We start from the raw sequence: 26,884 nt of genomic DNA, 5'->3' as shown, positions 1-26,884 counted from the left end.
ATTTATTTGATTTAAATATACTAATATACTATAATTTTATTGACGGAAAAAGAAAGGAAGTTGAATATGGAAATTACAAAGGATATTCGTTATGTAGGTGTTAATGACCATCAGGTCGATTTATTTGAGGGACAATATGTAGTTCCTAATGGAATGGCTTATAATTCGTATGTTATTATGGATGAAAAAATTGCAGTTATGGATACTGTAGATATTCATTTTACTCATGAATGGTTAGATAATTTAGCTGATGTTTTAGGTGATAGAAAACCTGATTATTTAATCGTACAACATATGGAACCAGACCATTCTGCAAATATTCAAAATTTCATCAAAACGTATCCAGAAACAACTATTGTTGCTAATGCTAAAACCTTTACAATGATGGATCAATTTTTTGATTTAGATCCTAATGTAAAGAAATTACAAGTAAAAAATGGTGAATCATTAACTTTAGGTTCACATACTTTAACATTTGTTTTTGCACCAATGGTTCATTGGCCAGAAGTTATGGTAACTTATGATAATAAAGATAAAGTTTTATTTTCAGCTGACGGTTTTGGAAAATTTGGTGCTAATGATGTTGAAGAAGATTGGGCTTGCGAAGCTAGACGTTATTATATCGGAATTGTTGGTAAATACGGTGTTCAAGTTCAAGCTTTATTAAAAAAAGCTGCTGGTTTAGATATCGAAATCATCTGTCCTTTACATGGACCAGTATTAAAAGAAAACTTAGGATACTATATTAATTTATATGATATCTGGTCTTCTTACAGTGTTGAAAGTGAAGGAATTGTTATTGCTTATACATCAGTTTATGGAAATACCAAAAAAGCTGTTGAGTTATTAGCTAATAAATTAACTGAAAGAGGATGCCCAAAAGTATCAGTATTTGATTTAGCTCGTTGTGATATGGCAGAAGCTGTAGAAGATGCTTTCCGTTATGGAAAGTTAGTTTTAGCAACTACAACATATAATGCTGATGTTTTCCCATTCATGAAAGAATTCATCAATCACTTAACTGAAAGAAATTACCAAAAACGTACTATAGCTTTAATTGAAAATGGAACATGGTCTCCACTAGCTGCTAAAGTAATGAAAGAAATGCTTTCTGGATGTAAAAATTTAACATTTACTGACACAACAGTAACTATCAAATCAGCAGTTAAAAGCGACACTATTGAAGCACTAGATAATTTAGCTGATGAATTATGTCGTGATTATATTGCTCAATCTGACGACAAAGCTAACAAACATGATATGTCAGCATTGTTTAAAATCGGTTATGGTTTATATGTAGTAACAAGTAATGACGGTAAAAAAGATAATGGTTTAATTGTTAATACAGTAACTCAAGTTAGTGACTCACCTAATCGAATTGCAGTAAATATAAATAAACAAAACTATTCACATCACGTAATTAAACAAACAGGTAAGTTGAATGTTAACTGTCTTTCTGTTGAAGCACCATTTAGTATTTTTGAACGTTTTGGTTTCCAAAGCGGAAGAACAGCAGATAAATTTGCTGATTTCAAACCATTACATTCAGATAACGGTCTAGCATTCTTACCACGTTACATTAATGCATTTATTTCATTAGAAGTAGAAAATTATGTTGATTTAGGTTCTCATGGTATGTTTATTTGTAAAGTAACTGAAGCTAGAGTAATGTCAGATAAAGAAACAATGACATATACATATTATCAAGATCATGTAAAACCAAAACCTAATACAGAAGGTAAAAAAGGATGGGTATGTAAAATCTGTGGTTATATCTACGAAGGTGATACACTACCAGATGATTATATTTGCCCACTTTGTAAACATGGTGTTGCTGATTTTGAACCAATTGAAAATTAAGTATTCATAGTACCTACTAGAATCCAATTCTAGTAGGTTTTCTTATTTTATAAATAATTTGTGATAATTTTATAACAACTCTTCTTATTTTTAAGATATAATAATAGTAAACTATATTATAAGGAGACTTACTATGATACCTAAATATAACGAAATGTACAATGAAGTTCTAAAGGTTTTAAATAATCATGATGAAATGCGCTTAAAAGATATTGTTAGCGAAGTATCTGATCTATTAAATTTATCAATTGAAGATAGAAATTTAATGTTAGATAATAACAAATCAACAATTATATACTATCGTTTAGGATGGACTAAAACATATTTAGTCAAAGCAGGTTTATTAGAAACAATAAAAAGAGGAGTTTTCAAAATTACTCCTGAAGGTAAGTCAGTTTTACAATCTGGAATAAAAATAACTGATGAATACCTAATGAAATATGATAATTTTGTTGAATTTTTTCAACGGTATAAAGAAATGTCTGAGCGAAATTCTAATAAAGAGAATATCACCCCACTTGAAAATATTGACATGTCACTAAAAATGATATCATCTCGTTTAAGTGATGAATTATTAGAACTAATTTTTTCTAAAGAACCAATTTTCTTTGAAAAACTTGTCTTAGATTTATTAGAAAAAATGGGATATGCTTTTGATACCGAATCAATAATACGCACTAGATATGGTAACGATGAAGGAATTGATGGAATTGTAAAGGAAGATAAGTTTGGATTTAGAAATATTTATGTCCAAGCTAAACGTTGGAATAATAGTGTTGGAAGACCAGAAATACAAAAGTTTTTAGGAGCTGTCGCTGGTCAAGGTGGTACTAAAGGGTTGTTTATAACTACTTCTACATTTACTAACGAAGCTTTAGAATATGCAAAAAAGCAACTTCAAGTTAAACTTGTTTTAGTTGATGGAAAAATGTTAACTAATCTAATGATCCAATACAATTTAGGAGTAAGTGTTGTTAAAACATATGAAATAAAACAAATAGATGTTGATTATTTTAATAATGATCTTGTCTAATTATCTACTACTATTTTAAGATACCAACTTAATACTATTAAATTATAAAAAAACCTATGATCTATAGTTATACAACTAATTATCATAGGTTTCATTTACTTTAAACTAAGATTTAATTATTTTTATCAAATCTAAACCTGCAGTATTTGTTATTGATTTACATTTCATCAAATGATTAGATTAATAACCCGTTTTTTCTTAATAGCTTTAATAACGTTTAATAAGAATTAACAAACAAATATATTTATTCTATTATCATTTAGCAATAACCATAATAGTATTTGTATTATTTCATAATACACACAGTCGAACTCCGTCTTTATTTACATAATAGACATCGACAAATAGTTTTTGATATATTAATATCTTAACATATAAATATTATTAAAGAAAAATTTTGTAAATAATATAGTAAAATTATTTAATAAATATCTTTAAACAATCTAAAAATATATTAATTTAATTTTTGCGTTAATAAACGATAAACACGTTCAATTATTTTAGATTCTAATTTATTGTATGATAATGTCGGATCATTTAATAATGGTACTTTAAAGTAATCAACTTGATCATGATATTCTAATTTGATTTTAATAATAGTTCCTAATTTATGTTTTTCAGTGTCAATATAAATATTCATCAAATCATTTCTAGCACCATGACCCAAACTAAATCCATCACGTAATTTAAAATCATCACAATCATAATATATAAAATACGTTGGCATAATCTTAGCTAATGCTTCTTTTAAATTCTTTTCTTTAATAATGAAATTACCTAGTGCCTTTTCTATTTCAATTTTGATTGGTTCCATCTTTTTATCAGCATTCTCTTGATTACTAGCCTTACATCCCAAACGAATTCTTACCGTTTCTTCTGAAGCATATAATGCGATACTTACATCACTTTGATGATCTATTAAATCTGCTAGTATTTCATCAACTTTGCTTTCACCAATTCCCATAGTTAAAATATCCACAGTATAAATAATATCTTGTTTATATTTGCTTAAATAATCTTTTAAAACATGATCAACAACAAACTTCATCTCTTTTGGTGGCCCTGGCAAATTGATAATCATTTTTTTATCTTTTGACATGACACAACCATTAGCAGTTCCAACTTCATTTTCTAAGACAAAGCAATTTTCAGGAAAATAAGCTTGTTTAAAATTATTGTCTGGTACATCATCATTTCCATTAACAAAGCGACATTTTTCATAAACTTTGCTTGCTTCATCTTCTAAATATATTAACTCTAATCCTAAATATTCAGCTGACAATTCCTTAGTTAAGTCATCTTGGGTTGGTCCTAATCCACCTGTTGTGATTACACAATCAGCACCTCTTTTAAAAGCAATATCTAAGCATTCTTTAAAACGATCATGATTATCACCAACTGTAGTTTGAAAATATACATTAAAACCAAGCTCCTTACACATTTTTTGAATATAAGTAGCATTTGTATTAACAATTTCTCCTAATAAAAGTTCTGTTCCGACATTAATTATTTCTACGTTCATTTGCTAACCTCCTGGAATAACAATTATATTATAATTCTTTTTATATATTTTTCCACCATTAATCATTATAAAACAAAAGATTGCTACTCGTAGCAATCTTTCATTATTGAATTTTTGATAAACCAAATACAATTATACCACCAAAAAGTGCTGCTAATAATGATGTTAAAATCAAATTAAAATCATAACTAACATCAAAAGGAATCAATACCAATGAAGAAGCAATAATTAAACCTAAAATTAAACTTAAGAATCCTGCTTTATGTGTTCTAGTAAAATATTGACATAATTTAGCACTAACAACAATTCCAAAAGCAATTCCAATTGCCATAAAACCTAACGGCATAATTACATCAAGACTAAAACTTGTTACATGAGCTAAATATGACTTGAATAAATAGTATTCACCTAAAATCAATAACACCATACTACCACTAACACCAGGCATAATCATTGTTACTCCTGATATTGCTCCAATAATTACCATTTTAATAAAAAGCCCAGAACTAAGTGGTGGAAAATCAGGATTAACAACTGTATTTCCTTCACCAGGATTTAAAAATTCTAATCCAAAAATTATTGCTAGACCGCAAACAAAAGGAACAATAGCCAGCTTTTCACCTTTCATTTCTCCTTTTACAAATAATGGGATACTAAAAGCAATTAAACCAATAAACCAATAAATTGTTTGGGTAGGATAGTATTCGAATAATATTTCTAATATTTTTGCAAAACCAACAATCCCGATTGCTGCTCCAACTAATACTTGAAATATAAAGATAATATCATCCTTACGATTAGGATTTACTCGTTTAAAAATTCCACTTATCGCTTCCATCATCCGATTAAAGATTCCTAATATTACCATCATTGTTCCCCCACTGACACCAGGGATGACATTGGCAATACCAATAGCAATACCACCAATAATATTTTTTATCATTTTAACCTTCCCTTCTCGATACCTGCTTAATTATAATAAAATAATGGCTTTATCACAAGTTATTTTTAAGAAATTAAACTATCCATCTTTAAAATGTTTTTTTAAATAAGCAATCTGTTCCAATCTTTTTATTACTTTAGCTTCAGTTCCCTGATTGGTTGGATAATAGTAGCGATGAGTTTTTATATTATCTGGCAAACATTGCATATCAGTAATTTTATTACTATAATCATGAGCATACTGATAGCCTTTTCCATAATTTAATTCTTTCATTAATTTAGTTGGGGCATTACGAATATGCAATGGTACTGGATCAGCAATTGTTTTTAAAGCATCTCGTTTAGCTTTTTCATAAGCAACATATAAAGCATTTGATTTTGGTGCTAAAGCCAAATAAGTAACACAATGTGCCAAATTCACATTACATTCTGGCATACCAATATAATGACATGCCTGATAAGTAGCAACAGCAATTTCTAAAGCACGACTATCAGCCATTCCAATATCTTCTGAAGCAAAACGGATTAATCTACGAGCAACATATAAAGGATCCTCTCCTGCTTCAATCATTCTTGACATCCAATAAATTGAAGCATCTACATCACTATTACGCATTGATTTATGTAATGCGCTTATTATATTGTAGTGTTCTTCTCCTTTTTTATCATATAATAATGATTTTTGATTAATGCATTGTTCAATAATTTCTTTATTTATAAATGTTTGATTATCTTCAAATGTTCCATTAAAAACTGCCATCTCTAATGTATTTAAAGCTACTCTAGCATCACCATTGGCAAATCCAGCAATCATATATAATAGATCATCATCAATATTTACATTCAATGATTTTAATCCTTTAGGACTAATCAATGCATATTTTAATAACTTCATAATATCATCAACATTTAATGATTTTAAAACAAATACTTTACATCTAGATAGTAACGCTGAATTAACTTCAAATGAAGGATTTTCAGTCGTTGCCCCAATTAGAATAATACTACCTCTTTCTACATAAGGTAAAAAGGCATCTTGTTGAGCTTTATTGAAACGATGAATTTCATCAACAAAAACAATTGTTTTTTGTCCAGTATCTTGCAATTCCTGGGCCTCTTTCATTACTTTTCTAATATCTTTAATACCACTTGTTACAGCACTAAAATTAATAAACTTTGCCTTGGTTTGATTGGCAATAATCCTTGCCAATGTTGTTTTCCCAACTCCCGGTGGACCCCAGAAAATCATTGAGGGAACAATATCACTATTTATTAATTGATATAATATTTTTCCTTTACCAATTAAATGTTGTTGACCAACATATTCTTCTAGGGTTTCTGGTCGTAATCGATTAGCTAAAGGTTCTTTTGACATATCTTCAAATAACGATTTTTGTTTCACATTTTTCACTTCCATTCAACAATATTATAACCAATATAATTATCAATGGCAAAAAAAGAAACAGCTTAATAGCCGTTTCTTATTGTGATACACCTTCAAATTGAGAACGATATAATGAAGCATAGAAGCCGTTTTTAGCAATTAAATTATCATGATTTCCAAGTTCAACTATATCCCCATCTTTCATAACAATAATCGTATCAGCATCTCTGATTGTTGATAAACGATGGGCAATAACGAAGCTTGTTCTTCCTTCCATTAATTTTTCCATTCCTTTTTGAATCAAGACTTCTGTTCTAGTATCAACTGAAGATGTTGCTTCATCAAGAATTAAAATTTTCGGATTTTTCAAAAATGCCCTAGCAATTGTTAAAAGCTGTTTTTGTCCTTGAGAAATATTAGACGATTCTTCATCAATAATTGTTTCATAACCATTTTCCAATGTCTGAACAAAATGATCAACATAAGCTATCTTACATGCTTCTTGAATTTCTTCATCGCTAGCATCTAATTTACCATAAACTAAATTTTCTTTAATTGTTCCATTAAATAACCATGTATCTTGCAATACCATACCAAATAAAGAACGTAAATCATGGCGGCTAAAATCACGAATATCTTTACCATCAATCATTATGCTACCTTTATTTAATTCATAGAATCGCATTAATAATTTTACAATTGTTGTTTTACCAGCACCAGTAGGTCCAACAATCGCAACAGTTTGTCCAGAATGAACATGTAAACTAAAATTATGAATAATTGTTTGATCTCTTAAATAACCAAAGTTTACATCAGCAAAAGTTACTGAACCTTCAATATTACTAACTTCTTCACTAGTAATTTTAGGTGTTTCTTGTGCTAATTCTTCTTCATCCAAGAATTCAAAAACACGTTCAGCAGCAGCTGCTGTACTTTGTAACATATTCATTGTTTGAGCCAATTGACTAATTGGTTGATTAAATTGTCTTACATATTGGATAAATGCTTGAATATCACCAATGGTAATTGTATTACCACTAGCTAACATTCCACCTAGTAAACATACTGCAACATAACCAACATTTCCGACAAATCCCGTAATTGGTTGCATTAAACCTGAGAAAAATTGTGATTTCCAGGCACTTTCATATAAAACATCATTATATTCATTAAACTGTTTTACTGATGCTTCTTCACCATTAAACGCTTTAACGACATTATGTCCACCATACATTTCTTCAATATGACCATTAACATCACCTAAAGCAGTTTGTTGTCTAGCAAAATATTTTTGAGAGTGTTTCATTACAAAGCCAATCAAAATTACTGATACAGGTAAAACACATACTGCAATTAGTGTCATAATTGGCGAAATAGTTAACATCATGACAAAAATACCAACAACTGTAACTGATGAAGTAATTACTTGTGACATACTTTGGTTTAATGATTGAGCAATTGTATCAATATCATTAGTAACCCTACTTAAAATATCACCACTTGTATGCCGATCAAAATAACTTAATGGCATACGATCCATCTTCTTAGATATAGATGTTCTTAAATCAAAAGCAACCCGCTGTGATACTGTTGAAGTTATAAATCCTTGGATATAACTAAATAAAGCACTTACTAAATACAAACATACTAATATAAAGATGATATGACCAATGTATTCAAAATCAATACCGCCAGTACCAGCAACTTTAGCTAAAACACCTTCACTTAACTTATCAGTAGCTTTAGCTAATATTTTAGGACCAACAATAGAAAATACGGTTGAAGCTGCTGCAAATAAAATTACAACAACTAATTTAAAATAATATGGTCTTAGATATTTAAATAATTTTGTTAAAGTACCCTTAAAATCTTTAGCTTTTTCATTATTACCACGCATACCTCCGTGTCCGAATTTAGGGCCATTTCTTTTTTGATTACTCATGTCCTAATTCCTCCTTTGATAATTGTGAATAAGCAATTTCTTGATATACTTCACATGTATTCATTAACTCTTCGTGAGTTCCTTTCCCAACAATTTTTCCTTCATCTAAAACAATGATTTGTTGAGCATTCATAATTGAAGCAATTCGTTGTCCAACAATTAAAACAGTATTTTTAGTCTTTTTGATCATTTCATTTAATTCCTGTCTTAATTTTGCATCAGTTTTAAAGTCTAAGGCTGAAAAACTATCATCAAAAATAAAGATTTCTGGGTTTTTAGCAATCGCTCTTGCAATCGCTAAACGTTGTTTTTGACCACCTGAAACGTTAGTTCCACCTTGAGAGATTTCACTATCAACACCGTCTTCTTTTTGATCGATAAATTCTTTAGCTTGAGCAACTCTAATTGCTTCTTCTAATTGCTCATCACTAATATCAGGAGCACCATATTTTAAATTAGATTTGATTGTTCCTGAAAATAATAATCCTTTTTGTGGTACTAAACCAATTTTTTCTCTTAAATCATGTTGTTTAACATCACGGATGTCAACACCATCAACTTTAATACTTCCTTCAGTCACTTCATAGAAACGAGGAATTAGATTAATTAAAGTACTTTTTCCAGAACCAGTTGAACCAATAAAGGCAGTTGTTTCCCCTGGCTTGGCTGTAAAACTAATATTTTCTAATACCGCTTCATTAGCTCCAGGATATTTAAAAGTAACATTATTAAACTCTACTAATCCTTTTTTAGTTTCATCAAAAGATTTTGGATTTTCTGGATCTAAAATTCTTGGTTCCATTGATAAAACTTCATAAATACGATCAGCAGCTACACTTGCACGTGGTAACATGATTGCAATCATTGCAATCATTAAAAATGACATAATTATTTGCATTGCATATTGCATAAATGCCATCATTTGTCCAATTGCAATATTACCTAAATCTACTTGTTTAACACCATAGTATACGATTAATAGTGTAACAACATTAAAAATAAACATCATAATTGGCATTAAAGCCGACATCGTTCTATTAACAAATAAATTAACTCGTGTTAAATCACGGTTAGCTTTTTCAAATCTTTTTTCACTGTGTTCTTCATTACCAAACGCTCTAATTACTAACATTCCTGATAAGTTTTCACGCATTGTTAGATTTAAGCGGTCAATTAAAGATTGCACAATTTTGAATTTTGGCATTACGATTGCAAAAGCAACCCCAATAATACCAAAAATAACAATTAAAACTAGTCCAATAATCCATGTCATTGATGGAGTATTACTAAATGCTTTAATCAATGCTCCAATACCCATCATAGGCGCAAAACAAACTATTCTAATGAACATTACTACTACCATTTGAACTTGAGTAATATCATTAGTCGTTCTTGTAATTAATGATGCAGTTGAAAATTTATTAAATTCCTCATTAGAGAAACTTTCTACCTTTTTAAAGACTTCACTTCTTAGAATTCTTGATACCCCTGCACCAACTTTACTAGCTAAAAAACCACATGCAACAGCACAGATAGTACCCGCTAAGGCTACTCCTAGCATCTTAACACCGGTTTGTAAAATATATTCATTTTGAACTGTAGCACTATCACAGCCAAGTTTTTCATATTCTGCTTTAACACCATTTCCAGCTGCAATCTTTAAAGTAGATTCACCCATTGTTTCCATTTGGGTATCAATTTGACTAAACATCTGCTCTTTAGTAGCTTCATCCATCATTGCAATTGCATCATAAGGTGTCATTCCTGCAGGCAATGAACCAAACTGTTTTTGATATTCTTCACTGTTTACATCCATACTATCAATTGAAGTTACCATCAACATTGGTTTTACCATAATATCTTCTATGTCTTCAAACTCATCTGAATCTAAATCTTTTAATTCATAGATGCCTTGTTTTTGAGCTTGAGGAAATTTTTCTTTAGTATCCTCATCTAAATCAGCACTTTCAACAAAACGATAAGCATCCTCAAATTCCTTTTGATCATCTTCATCCATCATTACATATAAATGATTATAAGTTTCAATACTTAAAACATCACTTACAGCACTATCAAATCCACCAGCCTGGATTCCTACTGAAACAATATCAGACATATAATCTGGCAATGCTAATTCTGATTGTGACTGTAAAAATAATAATCCAACACAAAGTAAAATTGGAGCCCAAAACTTTTTAAAATAATGTTTTAATTTTAGCATTATTGTTCTCCTTTACATCTTTCAATATTTTTTTTCATGATGTCAATAACATCATTAATAACCATTATTTGTTCTTTAGAAACGCCATCAAAAATACTCATAGCTTTTTTCTGCATTACTTTTGTTGCTGCTTGAAAAAAGATTTCTCCATTTTCAGTAATATTTATAATATAGTTTCGTTTATCTTTTTTATCTTGAGTTTTGCTTACATAACCCATCTTTTCAAGTCTTTGTAAACGCACTGATAACGTTGCCTTAGTAATATTTAATTTTTTTGCTAAAACTTTTTGTGTTATGTTTTGATGACTTTTTAAAATCAATAATAATCTTGTTTGTTCAGGTGACATTCCAAATTCTTCAGTTTCTTTCATTAAAGTATAATGCATAGTTTTATTTAAACTTTTAAACTTTACTATTATTGCTTGAATATCATCAAAACTCAAATCAGTCATAACTCTCCTCCTTTCTCCTACACCACTAACAATTAGTTAGTATACTAATGATTATAGTTAGTACACTAACTAATGTCAATATTAATTATTTACCATATTTTTACATAAATATTAAATAAAAATAAGATCCGCTAAAAAGAGCAGATCTTATCAAAATTTATCTAATTTGACCATTTCCAAAAATCAAATATTTTGTTGATGTCATTTCTGGTAATCCAATTGGTCCTCGAGCATGAAGTTTTTGAGTACTAATTCCTACTTCAGCCCCAAAACCAAATTCACCACCATCAGTAAAACGTGTTGAAGCATTATGATAAACACAAGCTGAATCTAATGATTCCATAAAATATTTTGCAGTATCATTATTTGTAGTAATAATACTTTCAGAATGTTTTGTTGAATAATTATAAATGTGTTCGATTGCTTCATCAATATTTTTTACAACTTTAATATTACAGATGTAGTCATCATATTCAGTTGCATAATTCTTTTCAGTAGCAATAGTACCATCAATATATTTTAAAGATTCCTCATCACCAAACACTTTGATTTGCTTAAACTGTGGTTTTAATGCTGTTAAAAATTCACCTGCTACATCTTGATGAACCAAAATTGTTTCAATAGCATTACATACAGAAGGACGCGAAATTTTAGCATTAACTGCAATATCTACAGCCATCTTTAAATCAGCCTGACTATCGACATATAAATGACAAATGCCTGCTCCTGTTTCAATAACAGGTACTGTAGCATTTTTAACTACATGTTGAATTAATCCTGCCCCACCTCGTGGAATAATAACATCAACATAATCATTAGCACATATTAATTCAGTTACTACTTGACGATCATTATTTTCAATCAAATTAACAACATGATCAGGTAAAATATCTTCGATTGCTTCATTTATAACTTTTATTAAAGCAATATTAGAATTAATAGCTTCTTTACCACCCTTTAAAACACATACATTATTTGTTTTAATGCAAATAGAAGCAATATCAACTGTTACATTTGGTCTTGATTCATATACTACAGCCACTACCCCAATTGGGATTCTAACCTGTTTAATTAATAGACCATTAGGGCGTTTAATCTCCCGAATTACTTCACCAATACAATCATTTAAATCAGCAATTTTTAAAACATCCCTAGCAATACTTTCAATTCTTTCTTTAGTTAATAATAAACGATCAACCATTGCATCACTAATACCATTTTCTTTAGCATTAGCAATATCTTTTTTATTTTCATTTATAATATAATCAACATTACTTAATAAATTACTACTTATTTTTTGTAATGCCTTTATCTTAGTTTGACTATCAATATTTTGCATTTTTAAACAAGCTCTTTTAGCCTGTTTTAATTGTTTTTCAATCATTATTTATTCACCTCTTTTACTAAAACTAAATTATTAGCATGAACCACTTCATCATAATCTTTATAATGAAGAACTGTTTCAATTTCACTACTATTTAAGCCCTTGATTAATCTAATTTCATCACTAGAATAATTAGCAATACCACGAGCAATTAAATCATTATTACAATCAACAATATCAACAATCTGTGACATTAAAAAATTTCCTTCTACATTAACTATCCCTTTAGGTAACAGACTAGTATGCTTATTAACTAAAGCTAATCGAGCACCATCATCAACAATAATTTTACCTTTAGGCATGCTTCGATACATAATCCAATGTTGTCTTGAACTTAAATGACGTACTGGAGTGCTATCAAAATAAGTCCCTACTTCCTTACCTTCTAACAAATCAATTAATACATTAGGCTGGTTACCATTAACGATTGCTAGATCACAGCCAAATTCGTTACATATTTTCGCTGCTTTAATTTTAGTAATCATGCCACCAGTTCCTACTTTACTAGAAGCATCTTTAGCCATATTTTCAATTGTTTTGGTTATACCAGCAACATTAGATATCAATTTAGCATCTTTATTTGTATGAGGATTGTCATCATATAATCCATCAATATCACTTACGATAATAACTAAATCAGCATTAACAGCAGGAACGATCATCGATGCTAATGTATCATTATCTCCAACTTTGATTTCATCTACTGCTAAAGTATCATTTTCATTAATAATTGGAACCACATCATAATCAATTATCGCCTGCATTGCGTTATTAAAATTCATTAATCGTTTTCGATCATCGAAATCATCATGATTTAATAATATCTGGGCACATTTTAATTTAAATAAACTAAATAAATCCTCATATATTTGCATTAACGAGGCTTGACCAATAGCTGCTAAAGCCTGTTTTTGGGGTATTGTATCGGGTCGTTGTTTTAAATTCATAATATGGACACCAGCATTAATGGCACCACTACTAACTAATGTAATTTTTATGTTCTTTCTTTTAATATATGCTATTTGTTGAATCAAATTTAAAATTTTTTCTTTATCAATATTTCCGTTTTGATCACATAAAGAAGATGACCCAATTTTAACAATTATATTTTTTACTTTTTCTAAATTTCGCAATTTACATACCCCCGTAATTATTTTCTTAATTATACTAGGTTTAACATTTCATCTCAATAAAAAAACACCGAAAAGGAACATTTCCGGTGTTTATTAGCAAATAAAATTATTATTTTTCCATCCAGCTTTCATCATTTGGATCTTTTTTCCAAGCTTTTAATTTTTCCATATCAGCTTCTTTAATATAATCATGTTCTTTAGCAACTTCGATCAATGTATCATAATCAGTGATTGTTGCAAATTTGCAATTTGCTGCTTCAAAGTTTGTTGTTGCTTTTGGTAATCCATAAGTAAAGATAGCTACTAAACCGATTACTTCGCATCCAGCTTCACGTAAAGCTTCAACACATTCTAATGAACTTCCACCAGTTGAAATTAAATCTTCAACTACTACTACTTTCATTCCAGGTTCAATTTTACCTTCAATACGGTTATTACGTCCATGGCTTTTAGCACCACCACGAACATATCCCATTGGTAAATCTAAAATTTCAGCCGTTAATGCTGCATGAGCAATTCCTGCAGTAGCAGTTCCCATTAAGCATTGTGCATCAGGGAAGTTTTCTTGAATTAATTTTGCAAGTCCGTTTTCTACATCTTTACGAACTTTTGGATATGATAATGTTAAACGATTATCACAATAAATTGGTGATTTGATTCCACTTGCCCAAGTAAATGGTTCATTTGGTCTTAAAAAAACTGCTTTAATATCTAATAAATCTTTAGCAATTAACTTTTTCATTATTAATAAATCTCCTTTACCCTTGAAAATCTTGATATACTTTTTTGTATGTTTCATATGGATCACTTGATCTAGTGATTGTTCTTCCTACAACGATATAGCTTGATGTAAGTTCTCTAGCCATTGCTGGTGTAGTAACTCGTTTTTGATCATTAACACTATCATCAGCTAAACGAATACCAGGAGTGACTGTTAAAAAATCTGTTCCTAAATTTTCGTGAATAATTTTTGATTCTAATGGTGAACAAACTACACCGTCTAAACCAGCAGCTTTAGCATTAGTTGCCCATTTTAAAACAACATTTTCTAATTTTTCATTAATTAATAATTCATTATCTAAAACATCTTGATCTAATGATGTTAAGCAAGTAACCGCGATACAAAGTGGTCTTTTATCACCAGTTTTCCCTTCTTCTAAACCTTCTAGTGCTGCTTTCATCATTGCAATACTTCCAGATGCATGAACATTAATCATATCAACATCTAATTTAGCTAATTGTTTCATAGCACTTTTTACAGTGTTAGGAATATCATGTAATTTTAAATCTAAGAAAATGTTATGACCCATTTCTTTGATCATCTTTACCATTTCAATTCCTTCACCATAGAATAATTCCATCCCGATTTTTACATATAGTTTTTCATCACCGAATTTTTCTAAAAATTCTTTTACTTCTTCTTTAGTTTGAAAATCTAAAGCAATACATATTCTACTATCTGTCATAATTACCTCCATGTTATTATGATTATAACAAATTATTTGAATTAATCCATTATTTTTGTATAAATTTCTAGTATTTCCTTTATCTTAGATAAAATTTAACAATCTAAAAAATAATTATCTTTCAATATTAATAAATCTCATTGTATAATATAAATAGAATATTAAGGAGGTATTTTATGAAATTACTCAATGCAATTAAAACTATTAACATATTTCAAAAAAAAGAACCTCTAATACCGCTCTATACAAAATGGGGAAAAGAAATCGATTATCGTCATGTTCTTGAAGAATATCCCCGTCCCTATTTAAAAAGAGACAATTATTTAAATTTAAATGGTTTTTGGCAATACTCGATTACAACAACAAAATGTTATCCACAATATTTTCACAATAAAATATTAGTACCATTTTCTCCAGAATCATTATTATCACAAGTAAATAAACAATTAAAGCCTGATGAATACTTATGGTATCAACGATTCGTTATTTTAGAGAAAAAGCCTAATACTCGTCTTATTTTGCATTTTGGAGCAGTTGATCAAATTGCAGAAATATATGTTAATCATGAAAAAATATATTGTCACGTTGGTGGTTATCTACCCTTTGAAGTAGATATAACTAAATATATTAATAATGGTATAAATGATTTTACTGTTTGTGTCCAAGATAAATCAGATCATAGTTACCATGCTAAAGGAAAACAACGTCTTAAACGTGGTGGGATGTATTACACTGCTCAAAGCGGTATATGGCAAACAGTATGGTTAGAAGAAGTACCAGAAGTATATATTAAAGATGTAAAAATTGTACCTGATTTTGATAATGATCAAATTTCAATGACTATCATTTTTAATCAAGCAAGTGATCAATTGATAAAGGTAAAAATTGAAGGTGAAGAAGAAATCTCTTTTTCTTCAACCGGAAAAATAATTGATAAAAAAATTAAAATCACTAATAAAAAACCATGGTCACCAGATACCCCTTATCTTTATACTTTAACAATCACTACTAATAATGATAAAGTAGATAGTTATTTTGCAATGCGAACATTTACAATTGAAAATGACAAAGATAATATTCCTAGAGTCTGTTTAAATCACAAACCTATTTTTATGCATGGTGTATTAGATCAAGGTTATTGGTCTGATGGCCTTTATACAGCCCCAAGTGATAAAGCCTTAATTTATGATATTGAAACTATCAAAAAACTTGGATTCAATACAATTAGAAAACATATAAAAATAGAAACAGCCCGCTGGTATTATCACTGTGATCGTTTAGGAATAATCGTCTGGCAAGATATGGTAAATAGCGGTTCTCCTTATCATCCATTGATTGTTACTTATTTGCCAACTTTGTTCAAAAGTCTTAGAAAACGTACTTCTGATAAACATCACTATCTGCTTGCAAGAAACGATAAAACCAATCGGCAAGAGTTTATTAATGAATGCAAAGAGACTATCAATTATTTATCTCATTTTCCATGTATATCAACATGGGTTTTATTCAATGAAGGCTGGGGCCAATTTGATACAGTTGAATTAACAAAATATCTTCGCACGCTAGATCCAACACGACTAATTGATTCAGCTAGTGGCTGGTTTGATCAAAATTGTGGCGATTTTAGAAGTGAACATTATTATTTTGATAAACCAAAAATAATTCCTGATAAGCGGGCATTTGTAATCTCTGAATATGGCGGATACGCTTATCAAATTAAAGATCATGTAAGTAGTAACAATGTTTATGGTTATCAAAATTATGATTCTAAAGAACAATTCCAAAAAGAATATCAAGAACTTTTAAATTCTACAATCTTTCCCCTAATCAAAAAAGGTTTGTGTGGGGCAATTTATACTCAGCTTTCTGATATCGAAGATGAAATCAACGGTTTATTAACATATGACCGTGAAGTGTGTAAATTAGATATTGATAAATAAATACTATTTATCAATATCTTTTATCTATAAAATAAAAAGGTATACCATAGCTATAAAGTAAACCCAAAAAGTTGAACTTACAACTGATATGTATCCTCCTTACTGGTTTGTCCAGTGAAGAGAGTACAAATCAAACTTGTTCACTTTTTTTCTGTTTTTTAAGTTTGCGGTACTGCCAACTTGCAACAACTAGAAATAGATAAACCTAGATCATTCGCACTAGCTCGATATTGTTTAAACATTCTATCTTGATCCTTCATGTATTTATCTAAAAAAATTGGATCCTTTGGTACATTAGATTTAGCAATTGTTCAACGTATATTTCAAATTCTTCTTTTTGTTTCTTTGATAAATAAGATGGAGGGATAATATTTTCTACAATAGGCTTAACCTCACTATCCCGTCTCGCCTGAATTTCTTTTTTAGTAATATGTTTATTCCCTTTTGTAATCACAAGATCGATAGGCTGTTTTTGAGCTGCCATATTATCCCTCCTTTCAGTTTGGTTTCTCGTGGGGACTTTTTTCTACAAAGAACTCCACCTGTATAGTTATCTCCAAAGCTTACACAAAGTTTTACCTACCCTTGGGTTAATATTTAGATTGTAAGCTAAAAACTAATATATTTATATCAATAAAACAAAAATATACCTAAAAGCTTTGTATTAACGTCTTTTACATTCACGTTTCTTAAAACGATTATGTTTATTATTATAACACTCTATACATAAAGATTGCGTATTATTATAATCAAGTCTTCGTTCCTATCCTTCAGGTATTTGAATAGCTTCTATATGATCCACCTCATTTGCTATCCTACCGCACATCACACACCTATAACAGTCATCTTGTAGTCTCTTATATGAAAATATACGCCATTCTTTGGAATTATAAAATTTAATATATTTGGGATTACGTTTCTTGTTATAGCGTTTGTTACTGTTTTGCCTATATTCTTTTATTTTAGCTTCTCGTTCAGCAGCAATAATTGGTGTACATGATTTACAATATACCGAACCATACGGAATAAGTTTTCTACATCTTTTACATTCTTTTAATAACATAAAATTCCTTTTATAAATATGTATCAAAATAGCATATAAATTTAAAAAGTTATTTAATAAATTTCCAAACAAAAAGGCACTACACCAGTAGCACCTCTGTCATAAATCTTATATTAACATATTAGCATGTTTTTGATAGGAAGATACGACCACATCTGAATATATTTAGTAATTCTTAGCATTAACTATACTTGTTTTCTTTTAATTTAGTTTCAATCATTCGTTTAGAATCATATATTGTATCGTGTATTTTATATTTTTTTTCAATCTCGCTTATATTAAAAAAACAAACTATTTTCACTTTAGCTTCTTCCATAGCAGCACACATGAACATCACTTGTTGATTAATATCTTCTGAAACACTGTTACAATCATTAACCAATTTTTCTAAGATCTCAACACTATCAATTTCAGTCTTTAATATTTCAGCTTTTACTTTGATATCATTTTGGTGCATAAATATATTATTATTTATAACTAATATACTAACTAAACAGTCATTAAAAGACTGTTTATCTTCGTGGTTTATTGATAACATCTTATTAATCATTTCATTTCTTTTTATAATTACATCCTGTAATAAATTTATATGTTTCAAAGTTTCATGCAATAAGTTATTTTTATAATCTCTCTTGTTATTATTTTTATTTACTTTTATTGAAAAATAATACGCCAAAACAGCACCAAAAAAAACCGAAAAAAATGTACAAGAAATATTTAACCAATCAATAGAATTTCCCCCCCGATTATTTCAACCTTTTGTATATTTTCTAAAACAAACATACTATCCCTCCTTTGTAAAAAGGATATCAAAAAAAAGTATAAAACGAAAGTTTATTTACTTACTTAAACAACAACCAAAAAGCTGCTACTTGCTCTATCCTACCATACTTTAGGTAAAAGAAAAACCACAACTAGTGTGGTTTAATAGCAAATTATTTTTTTCTTTTCAAATTCTTTTTTAATTGCTTGATTGAATAAACAAAATCTGAAACCATTAAGGCTAATAATAAAATTGATAATCCAAATATAAATTGATAAAATACCAGAATGTGCTGATTGTCTATATCAAACATAATAATTATAAAATATAAAAATATATGTAAGATAAACATTATTATACTTCCATATCCTTTATAAAACAAATTATCTAAAAAATCATTTTTAAACAAGTTTTTAATATGTTCAAACTCAATCAAAGCTAGTATTATTGCTAAACCAGCAAATACAAATCCTGATAAAGTAGCAGAAACTGTAACAAAAATATCTATTTTTTGTTTTATTTTTACAATCGAAAAATATTGTGAAAATAAAATGAAAATAGCTATATATAACAATATATATGATGCACATTTTAGTAGATAATTATTTTTGTACTTTAAATCTTTAGAATGCCAAAAGAAGATGGCACTTATAATAAATAATAAAATAATAATTATATTTTTAAATATTGTTATGTCCATCTTCTTTCCTCCTTTTTATTGAATAAAATCTTCTAATGTATTTTTTATTTTTTTATATTCTTGAGTAATAATATCAAAAAAATCATGTTCTGTTTTCAAGGATAACATAGAAATATATGTATATCGGGCAAATTTATAATCTAATAAATTATAATTTATAGTTTCTTCATCATAATCTTTAGCATTCATTGTGAGTGATTGTAAATTTTGACCATGTTCTTTTAATAATTCATCTTTTAAATTAAATATATCTTGTATTTTATTAGTTATAGACTTAGATCTAGGCGGTCTCAAACTTACAGTAATTACAGATTTATCAGCATTTAAAGAAGATAGTAATTGTTTATTTATACCTGGAATATTTTCTATTACACATTCCTTAGGATTACAATACGAATACTTAATAGTTCCAAGAACGTTTTTCTTTGCAAGATTTTTAATTACGTCTTTTGTCGTAATGGGAACACAATCAAAATCTATATTTTCATCATTTTCGTTAAGAAAATATGAAAAGCTAGTTCTGCTAGGAGTTCCCGAAAGAACCAAATATGATAAAATCATGTTTGTCAAATCAATATAAATATATGTATATGTTTCGATATTTTCACTATCTTGTAATTCAATATTAAGCAAATCCCCTGATAACGTATCTCTCTTACCTATAGTATTTTCATTTGTCTTTTTTCCTATACGGGCAAATAACATAGAATCATCAAATTTTATAAATTCAATAATATAATCATTAAAACCCATCTCAAAAGATTGATATTTGTAATTATTACTGTTCACATTTAAACCAGAACAAATAGATTGAAGATGTTTTATTATTTCATCTTTTGATAATTCCTCTTTTTTATTTTCTATTGTTTTTGTGGCTTGAATTTGATAAAAATTTATTCTTTTTTTAACCGGTTTACTAGGCATAACATCAATGCTCCTTTTCATAATATATATTCTTATTTTATACCATATTAAAAATTAAATAAATAATATAATCCACATTCTTTATTTTATCAAAAAACAAACATTAAGTTTTATAAACCAATTATTTAAAATCCATAAATACGTATTTAAACAAAAAAAGCACTACACCGGTAGCACCTTTCTCTTTCGTAAACCGTATATTAACATATTAGCATGTTTTTGAGGTGAAAATAAGACCATTTACCAATATCTATCTACATAACATTTAATGCCTATTTAACTTACTTTTAATAATATCTAGGTATGCATCATCTTTAATATCATCTTTTTTATATTTTCAACTAAATCAATTAAGGTTAATAATTGTTCATTTTCATGAAGAACATTGAAATATAATTGCAAATGTTTTTTGTGTATTTTTAAAAATAAATAATGATGTAGCACCTACAATTTCTAACAACGCTGAAGAAATAATAGGTAAATATGTTAAAATATTATTTATAAAAAATAAAATTGCTGCATTTATTATACAAATTATTCCAACAACACTGCTAAATATAGCTAATATAAACGAAACATTTGCAAATTTTTTACCCATAGAATAATATTCTTTTATTTCTACTACACTTTTTTCCAGTACAGACTTTGAATTAATCACTTCTATAGCTTTTTAAACTCTTTTAATTCTTTATTTGATTTTCTAGAGGAAAAATACATCGTAACAATTAACGTTAATATTAGTAACATCATTATGGCAAGCAATGTATATCCTATCGTAACATTTTCAGTCTTAATATACCTAATATATTTAGTTGTAGTATCCATAAACTCAAACATTATAATCACCTTCGTATATTATCAAAAAAAATTACTTTTTTACAATACCTTCTTCAAAATGTTTTTTGCTGTCCTATACACTTGTGTTTCATTCTTAATTCCATATTTTTCCATTACCAACTTAAACTTCATCTTATGATCAACATAAAGATCATTGATAAATTCTCTGTCTTCATCATTCAGCTTGGAAAGATAATACTCAACAGTTGAAAATATGATAAAAATTTTTAATGGCGTGTTTAAATACGCATATAATTTACATTATATTAATAGATTACCTTATTCGAGGTTGAAAATAACTGGTAAGATATCTAATACAAAAAATAAAAACACTATTACAGAAAAAGAATTTAAAGATTTGATTATTGGAGTAACTAACAATAAGACACAAAGATATCGATCTTATGCCATAGCTTTAAAAATTGGTTATTATACAGGAATGCTATTGGGTGAAGTTTTAGCCTTAGAAAAAAAGATTTAGATTTTACTAACGAACTTATATATAGAGATAAAAGTGTATATTATGATCAGTATAATAAGGAACTTATTGTTAAAATAGCTAAGACCGAAGCATCTAATAATAATATTCCCATTCCAAAAATATTAAAACAACTATTACAAGATTTTATTAAAAATAATAGTTGCGATTATGTAGTTACCGACAATGATTTAAATATGATCAATCTACAAGTACTTAAAACATATCTAGAAAGATATAGTAAAAGATCTGGTGTGCATATTAGTTTTCATATGTTAAGACATTCTTTTGCAACTAGATTGCGGAAACAAAATGTTGATGTAAAAATTGCTCAAAGACTGCTTCGACATGAGAATTATCAAACGACGTTAGATATTTATACTTCTTTAGAAAATGAAAATTAAAACCAAATTGTAAATGATATTTTTTCATAATTTTTATAATAATTTTTGGCACTTTTCGTGTGCGATACTTATACAATATCTATAGATTAGTTGCGATTTTTTAGATAATAACAAAAAAGGTATACCATAGCTGCAATGTTATGATATACCTTTTAATATTTAATTTATTAACCTTTACGGTTGTAATATTCAACGATTAATGATTCGTTAACTTCTTGATTTAATTCAGATCTTTCTGGTAAACGAGTAAGTTTTCCAGTTAATTTAGTATCATCTACTTCAACGAAAGCAGGTGTGAAAGTTCTACCTTCTAATGTTGATTTAATAATAGCTAAGTTTTTAGATTTTTCTTTAACTTCAATTACATCACCAACTTTTACAGTGAATGATGGGATATCAGTTTTAACTCCATTTACTAAGAAATGTCCGTGGTTTACTAATTGTCTTGCAGCACGTCTAGTTGGTGCAAAACCTAATCTGTAAACTACGTTATCTAATCTACTTTCTAATAAGCATAAGAAATTGTAACCATGGATACCATCCATTTTACCAGCTTTTTTGAAAGTGTTATGGAATTGTTTTTCATTTACTCCATACATATGTCTTACTTTTTGTTTTTCAGCTAATTGTAATCCATATTCTGTTTGTTTTTTTCTTTTTTGACCATGTTGACCTGGTGCATATGGTCTTTTGTTTAATTCTTTACCATTTTCTAATGTAGAAAATCCTAAACGACGAGAGATTTTCCATTGTGGTCCTGTGTAACGTGACATTAATTTTCCTCCATTTATTGTTTTATTTGCATAAAACAATAACATTGCATAGATTAATTGAACTGTGTTTATATTAAGTATTTCACTTTGCAGCTAGCTACTTTACAAACAAAAGTTATAAACGCAATTTTCAAAACTCTATGTGCTGCTATCATTCGTTGCCTATTAAATATACACTTTTTTTGCCTATTAGTCAATCTTTTTTTCTTATTAATATCATAATATAAGAAATTATTTATCATACCTAAAAGTATTCAATTAAATACTCTATTACCCTTACATTATCCTTTATTAATTATCTCTTCTATCAGTCTTTCCATACGATATTCAAAACATTCCTTAATTTCACATTCCCAAACTATAATCACCTTATAATCCAGCTGTTTTAATTCATTATAATGCTTTATATCATTTTCCACATTTTTATTAATTTTTGTTAACCAATAGTCTTGTCTCGTTTTAGGAAGAGTAGCATATTTACAATTATAATGATGATGCCAAAAACAGCCGTTTACAAAAATTGCAGTGCGATATTTAGAAATAACTATATCCGGCTTCCCTGGTAAAGATTTTACATTTTTACGATAACGAAAGCCATGATGATACAAATATTTACGAACTTTTATCTCGATTGAAGTATCTTTTCCTCTAATATGTGACATATTCTTAGAACGTTGTTCCTTTGTCATTACATCTGCCATTTTACCACTTCCTATTTACTTAATTCTATCACCTAAATGAAATATTAACTAGTCTTCGTCTACAAAATCTATTATACTAATGCATAAAGGAGCAATATAATGAATACTTTAAACCACATAACAGCTGATAATATTACTAACTCTGCAAAATTATTAACAAATAATTACCAAGAAGGAATCAAGCTATCTCATGAATTGATTTATCAATTCAATTCATGTAATGCTTTTTATCTATCTGTCGCTTTTATCAATAAATCTGGATTAGCCGTTTTAAAGCAAACATTAATTGATTTAAAAAACAAAGGCATAAAAGGAAAAATAATCACATCGTCTTATTTAAATTTTAATCATCCTGATATGTTTAATGAATTACTTAAATTTGATAATATAGAAGTTAGAATTTTCGATAAACCTAATATTGGTTTTCACCCCAAGGGATACATTTTCAAAAACATAGATTCATATAACATCATTATTGGTAGTACCAATTTAACCCAATCTGCATTATCTACTAATCAAGAATGGAATATTCTAGTATCTGGTAATAAAAATAATGAACTGATTTTTAAAGTTTTAGAAGAATTTAAATTACAATGGAATCACTCCATACCTCTTACAATAGATTGGATTAAAAAATATGAAACTATATATACTTCTATTCCAACGTTAAAAGAGAAAAAGAATTTAAATATTGAACCAAATCTAATGCAGCAAGAAGCATTAAATTCCTTAAACGCATTAAGAAACGAAAACAAAAATAAAGCTTTGATCATTTCTGCTACTGGAACCGGGAAAACATATCTTAGCGCTTTTGATGTTAAAAACTATAACCCTAAAAGAATGCTATTTATCGTTCATCGTGAAAATATTGCTTTAGCTGCAATGAATTCTTTTAAAAAAATCATTAAGAATCATAGTTTAGGTTTGTTCTCTGGTAATAAAAAAGAGTTAGAAGCTGATTATATTTTTGCAACAATACAAACAATTCATAAAAAGGAATATCGCGAGATATTTTCTCCCGATACTTTTGACTATATTATTATTGATGAAGTTCATCGTGCTGGAGCATCCTCTTATCAAGAATTAGTTGAATATTTTAAACCGGATTTTTTACTTGGAATGTCTGCAACACCTGAACGTAGTGATGATTTTGATATTTATAAGATGTTTGATTATAATATCGCCTATGAAATCAGATTACAGCAGGCAATGGAATATGATTTATTATGTCCTTTTCATTATTATGGTATAACAGACGTTCAAGTTAATGGCGTATCTTTAAATGACAAAACGGATTTTAACAACCTGGTTTCTAGTAATCGCGTTGATCATATTATTGATCAAATAAATATTTATGGTTATTCTGGTAATCGAGTTCGTGGATTAGTATTTTGTAGTCGTAAAGAAGAAGCCAAAGAACTATCTAAACTATTCAATGAACGTGGTTATAAAACTACTGCTCTAACTGGAGAAGATAGTGAAGAAAAAAGACGATTAGCGATGGATAAATTAGAAACAGATAATCCTAATGATTATCTTGATTATATATTTACTGTCGATATATTTAATGAGGGTATTGATATTCCAAAAGTTAATCAGATCGTTATGTTACGCCCTACTCAATCAGCAATTATTTTTGTACAACAATTAGGACGTGGATTACGTAAGCATAATTCTAAAGATTATGTGGTTATTATTGATTTTATTGGCAATTATGAAAAAAACTTCTTAATTCCAATTGCACTAAGCGGTAATCTTAGTTACAACAAAGATAATTTAAGAAGATTTGTAAGTGAAGGCTCTTTAATAATTCCTGGTGAATCAACTGTTTCTTTTGACCAGATTTCTAAAAAAAGAATTTTCGAATCTATTGATAAAGCTAATTTTAGTGATGTCAAAATTATAAAAGAAGCTTATTTTAAACTAAAACAAAAATTAGGACGTATCCCTAGATTACAAGATTTTGATACTTATGAATCAATTGATGTTTTACGTATTTTCCAAAATAAAAGTTTAGGCTCTTATCATAAATTTTTATCAAAATATGAAAAAGATTATAATGTAAAATTCAATAATGTCCAAGAACAGTATTTAACTTATATTTCTACTAAATTAGCTTCTGGAAAAAGAATTCATGAATTATTGGCAATTAAATTATGTATTGAAAACAATCAAAATATTATTAGTCTTTTAAAACAAGAACTAAAAAATAAATATCGTATCGATTTCAAAGAAGTAAATTATTTATCAATTGTAAACCAGCTAAGACAAGAATTTGCTACTGGTGGTGCTAAAGCAACCTATAAAAATGCTATCTTCATAGATGAAAATCTAAATACAGAAAAACAATTGATCGATTTATTTAAAGATGGTAATTTCAAAAAACAGCTAATAGAAATAATTAATTTTGGCATCAACAGATATAAATCATTTTACAGTAATAATTATAAAAATACTGATTTTTGTCTGTATCAAAAATATACATATGAAGACGTATGTCGTTTATTAAACTGGGAAGTAAATGCTGTTCCATTAAATATTGGTGGTTATAAATATGATCAACGCACAAATACAATGCCTGTATTTATTAATCACGATCTTGATGCAAATCATGGCGGTAAATATCAACATCAATTTGTCGATTCTAAAACATTAATATGTTTTTCAAAACCAAATCGAAGTATTGATTCTGATGAAATACAACGAATATATCATGAACAAGAAAATCATATTCAAATTCATTTATTCGTAAGAAAAAACAAAAACGATACTATTTCCAAAGAATTTTATTATATGGGACAAATACATACTATTGGTAACCCTATTAAAGTTCAATTACCTGATAATAAAAATTCTGCAATTCAATTTACATATCGATTAGAAAATGAAATTAGAAAAGATATTTTTGATTATATTACCAATAACGATTAAGGATAGTTAACGCTATCCTTTTTTATTAAAT

Annotated in this window: 25 protein-coding genes; 6 read left to right on the top strand and 19 right to left on the bottom strand. The window is 28.2% G+C overall.

Going from position 1 to position 26,884, the window contains the following annotated elements; genetic code table 11:
• Positions 1-66 precede the first annotated feature (66 nt).
• A complete protein-coding gene (locus B5F09_RS07130; RefSeq protein ID WP_087373182.1) occupies positions 67-1,860 on the top strand; it encodes a flavin reductase in 1,794 nt (597 codons plus the stop codon).
• Between the two features lie 133 nt (positions 1,861-1,993).
• Positions 1,994-2,893, top strand: coding sequence for a restriction endonuclease (locus B5F09_RS07125; protein ID WP_087373179.1), 900 nt, complete (start codon positions 1,994-1,996; stop codon positions 2,891-2,893).
• Positions 2,894-3,347: 454 nt separating this feature from the next.
• On the opposite strand, the gene B5F09_RS07120 is transcribed toward B5F09_RS07125, so the two are convergent.
• The 10 genes from B5F09_RS07120 to pyrF all read right to left on the bottom strand — a co-directional run bounded on the left by B5F09_RS07120 (position 3,348) and on the right by pyrF (position 15,339).
• A complete protein-coding gene (locus tag B5F09_RS07120) occupies positions 3,348-4,415 on the bottom strand; it encodes a molybdopterin-binding protein (RefSeq protein WP_087373176.1) in 1,068 nt (355 codons plus the stop codon).
• Positions 4,416-4,518: 103 nt separating this feature from the next.
• A complete protein-coding gene (locus B5F09_RS07115; RefSeq protein WP_087373173.1) occupies positions 4,519-5,358 on the bottom strand; it encodes a DUF368 domain-containing protein in 840 nt (279 codons plus the stop codon).
• A 78-nt stretch (positions 5,359-5,436) separates the two neighbouring features.
• Complete coding sequence (locus B5F09_RS07110) at positions 5,437-6,759, bottom strand: replication-associated recombination protein A (RefSeq protein ID WP_087373170.1); 1,323 nt, start codon at positions 6,757-6,759, stop codon at positions 5,437-5,439.
• Between the two features lie 79 nt (positions 6,760-6,838).
• Positions 6,839-8,683 (bottom strand): ABC transporter ATP-binding protein, encoded by a 1,845-nt coding sequence (locus B5F09_RS07105; protein WP_087373166.1) that lies wholly within the window; start codon positions 8,681-8,683, stop codon positions 6,839-6,841.
• Positions 8,676-10,904 carry an ABC transporter ATP-binding protein gene (locus B5F09_RS07100; RefSeq protein ID WP_087373163.1) on the bottom strand — a complete coding sequence of 743 codons (2,229 nt, stop codon included), beginning with the start codon at positions 10,902-10,904 and terminating at the stop codon, positions 8,676-8,678. Before B5F09_RS07100 ends, B5F09_RS07105 begins: the two co-directional genes overlap by 8 nt.
• Positions 10,904-11,356, bottom strand: a complete 453-nt coding sequence (locus B5F09_RS07095; protein ID WP_087373160.1) for a MarR family winged helix-turn-helix transcriptional regulator — start codon at positions 11,354-11,356, stop codon at positions 10,904-10,906. The genes B5F09_RS07100 and B5F09_RS07095 overlap by 1 nt, the downstream gene beginning before the upstream one ends.
• Before the next feature lie 157 nt (positions 11,357-11,513).
• Positions 11,514-12,740: a glutamate-5-semialdehyde dehydrogenase gene (locus B5F09_RS07090; RefSeq protein WP_087373158.1), complete on the bottom strand. Its 1,227-nt coding sequence runs from the start codon at positions 12,738-12,740 to the stop codon at positions 11,514-11,516.
• Positions 12,740-13,873 carry a glutamate 5-kinase gene (proB, locus tag B5F09_RS07085; protein ID WP_087373155.1) on the bottom strand — a complete coding sequence of 378 codons (1,134 nt, stop codon included), beginning with the start codon at positions 13,871-13,873 and terminating at the stop codon, positions 12,740-12,742. The genes B5F09_RS07090 and proB overlap by 1 nt, the downstream gene beginning before the upstream one ends.
• A 109-nt stretch (positions 13,874-13,982) precedes the next feature.
• Positions 13,983-14,615, bottom strand: a complete 633-nt coding sequence (gene pyrE, locus B5F09_RS07080; RefSeq protein WP_087300352.1) for an orotate phosphoribosyltransferase — start codon at positions 14,613-14,615, stop codon at positions 13,983-13,985.
• 16 nt (positions 14,616-14,631) lie between these two features.
• Entirely contained in the window at positions 14,632-15,339 is a 708-nt protein-coding gene (gene pyrF, locus B5F09_RS07075; protein WP_087373152.1) for an orotidine-5'-phosphate decarboxylase, read from the bottom strand.
• Positions 15,340-15,515: 176 nt separating this feature from the next.
• Between pyrF and B5F09_RS07070 the strand changes: the two genes are divergently transcribed.
• Entirely contained in the window at positions 15,516-17,279 is a 1,764-nt protein-coding gene (locus B5F09_RS07070) for a glycoside hydrolase family 2 protein (protein ID WP_087373149.1), read from the top strand.
• 268 nt (positions 17,280-17,547) lie between these two features.
• Here the strand turns inward: B5F09_RS07070 and B5F09_RS07065 are convergent, their stop codons facing one another.
• The 7 genes from B5F09_RS07065 to B5F09_RS14865 form a co-directional block, all read right to left on the bottom strand.
• On the bottom strand, positions 17,548-17,763 hold the full coding sequence (locus tag B5F09_RS07065) for a hypothetical protein (protein WP_087373147.1): 216 nt from the start codon (positions 17,761-17,763) through the stop codon (positions 17,548-17,550).
• Between the two features lie 279 nt (positions 17,764-18,042).
• Complete coding sequence (locus B5F09_RS07060; RefSeq protein WP_087373144.1) at positions 18,043-18,342, bottom strand: hypothetical protein; 300 nt, start codon at positions 18,340-18,342, stop codon at positions 18,043-18,045.
• 181 nt (positions 18,343-18,523) lie between these two features.
• The gene (locus B5F09_RS07055; protein WP_087373140.1) at positions 18,524-19,018 is read right to left on the bottom strand and encodes a hypothetical protein; all 495 of its coding nucleotides are present in this window, start codon (positions 19,016-19,018) and stop codon (positions 18,524-18,526) included.
• 259 nt (positions 19,019-19,277) lie between these two features.
• Entirely contained in the window at positions 19,278-19,805 is a 528-nt protein-coding gene (locus B5F09_RS07050) for a hypothetical protein (protein WP_087373137.1), read from the bottom strand.
• A gap of 15 nt (positions 19,806-19,820) precedes the next feature.
• Positions 19,821-20,729, bottom strand: a complete 909-nt coding sequence (locus tag B5F09_RS07045; RefSeq protein WP_087373134.1) for a hypothetical protein — start codon at positions 20,727-20,729, stop codon at positions 19,821-19,823.
• A gap of 373 nt (positions 20,730-21,102) precedes the next feature.
• Complete coding sequence (locus B5F09_RS07040; RefSeq protein ID WP_087373131.1) at positions 21,103-21,387, bottom strand: hypothetical protein; 285 nt, start codon at positions 21,385-21,387, stop codon at positions 21,103-21,105.
• A gap of 2 nt (positions 21,388-21,389) precedes the next feature.
• Positions 21,390-21,566 (bottom strand): hypothetical protein, encoded by a 177-nt coding sequence (locus B5F09_RS14865; protein WP_158095826.1) that lies wholly within the window; start codon positions 21,564-21,566, stop codon positions 21,390-21,392.
• Positions 21,567-21,780: 214 nt separating this feature from the next.
• Here B5F09_RS14865 and B5F09_RS07035 point away from each other — a divergent pair, with 214 nt between their 5' ends.
• Both B5F09_RS07035 and B5F09_RS07030 read left to right on the top strand, forming a co-directional pair.
• Complete coding sequence (locus B5F09_RS07035; RefSeq protein WP_143357492.1) at positions 21,781-22,047, top strand: hypothetical protein; 267 nt, start codon at positions 21,781-21,783, stop codon at positions 22,045-22,047.
• Between the two features lie 17 nt (positions 22,048-22,064).
• Positions 22,065-22,448, top strand: a complete 384-nt coding sequence (locus tag B5F09_RS07030; RefSeq protein WP_087373125.1) for a tyrosine-type recombinase/integrase — start codon at positions 22,065-22,067, stop codon at positions 22,446-22,448.
• 167 nt (positions 22,449-22,615) lie between these two features.
• On the opposite strand, the gene rpsD is transcribed toward B5F09_RS07030, so the two are convergent.
• Positions 22,616-23,221 (bottom strand): 30S ribosomal protein S4, encoded by a 606-nt coding sequence (rpsD, locus tag B5F09_RS07025; RefSeq protein WP_087300309.1) that lies wholly within the window; start codon positions 23,219-23,221, stop codon positions 22,616-22,618.
• Between the two features lie 281 nt (positions 23,222-23,502).
• The gene (locus B5F09_RS07020) at positions 23,503-23,922 is read right to left on the bottom strand and encodes a very short patch repair endonuclease (protein ID WP_087373122.1); all 420 of its coding nucleotides are present in this window, start codon (positions 23,920-23,922) and stop codon (positions 23,503-23,505) included.
• 99 nt (positions 23,923-24,021) lie between these two features.
• On the opposite strand from B5F09_RS07020, the gene B5F09_RS07015 reads away from it, so the two are divergent.
• Entirely contained in the window at positions 24,022-26,853 is a 2,832-nt protein-coding gene (locus tag B5F09_RS07015) for a DEAD/DEAH box helicase (protein ID WP_087373119.1), read from the top strand.
• Positions 26,854-26,884: the final 31 nt, after the last annotated feature.

The sequence above is a fragment of the Erysipelatoclostridium sp. An173 genome (genome assembly GCF_002160495.1).
Classification (GTDB): Bacteria; Bacillota_I; Bacilli_A; order Erysipelotrichales; family Coprobacillaceae; genus Thomasclavelia; species Thomasclavelia merdavium.
Note: the sequence above shows the minus strand (reverse complement) of the source record. Positions and strands in the feature narration are given on the sequence as shown.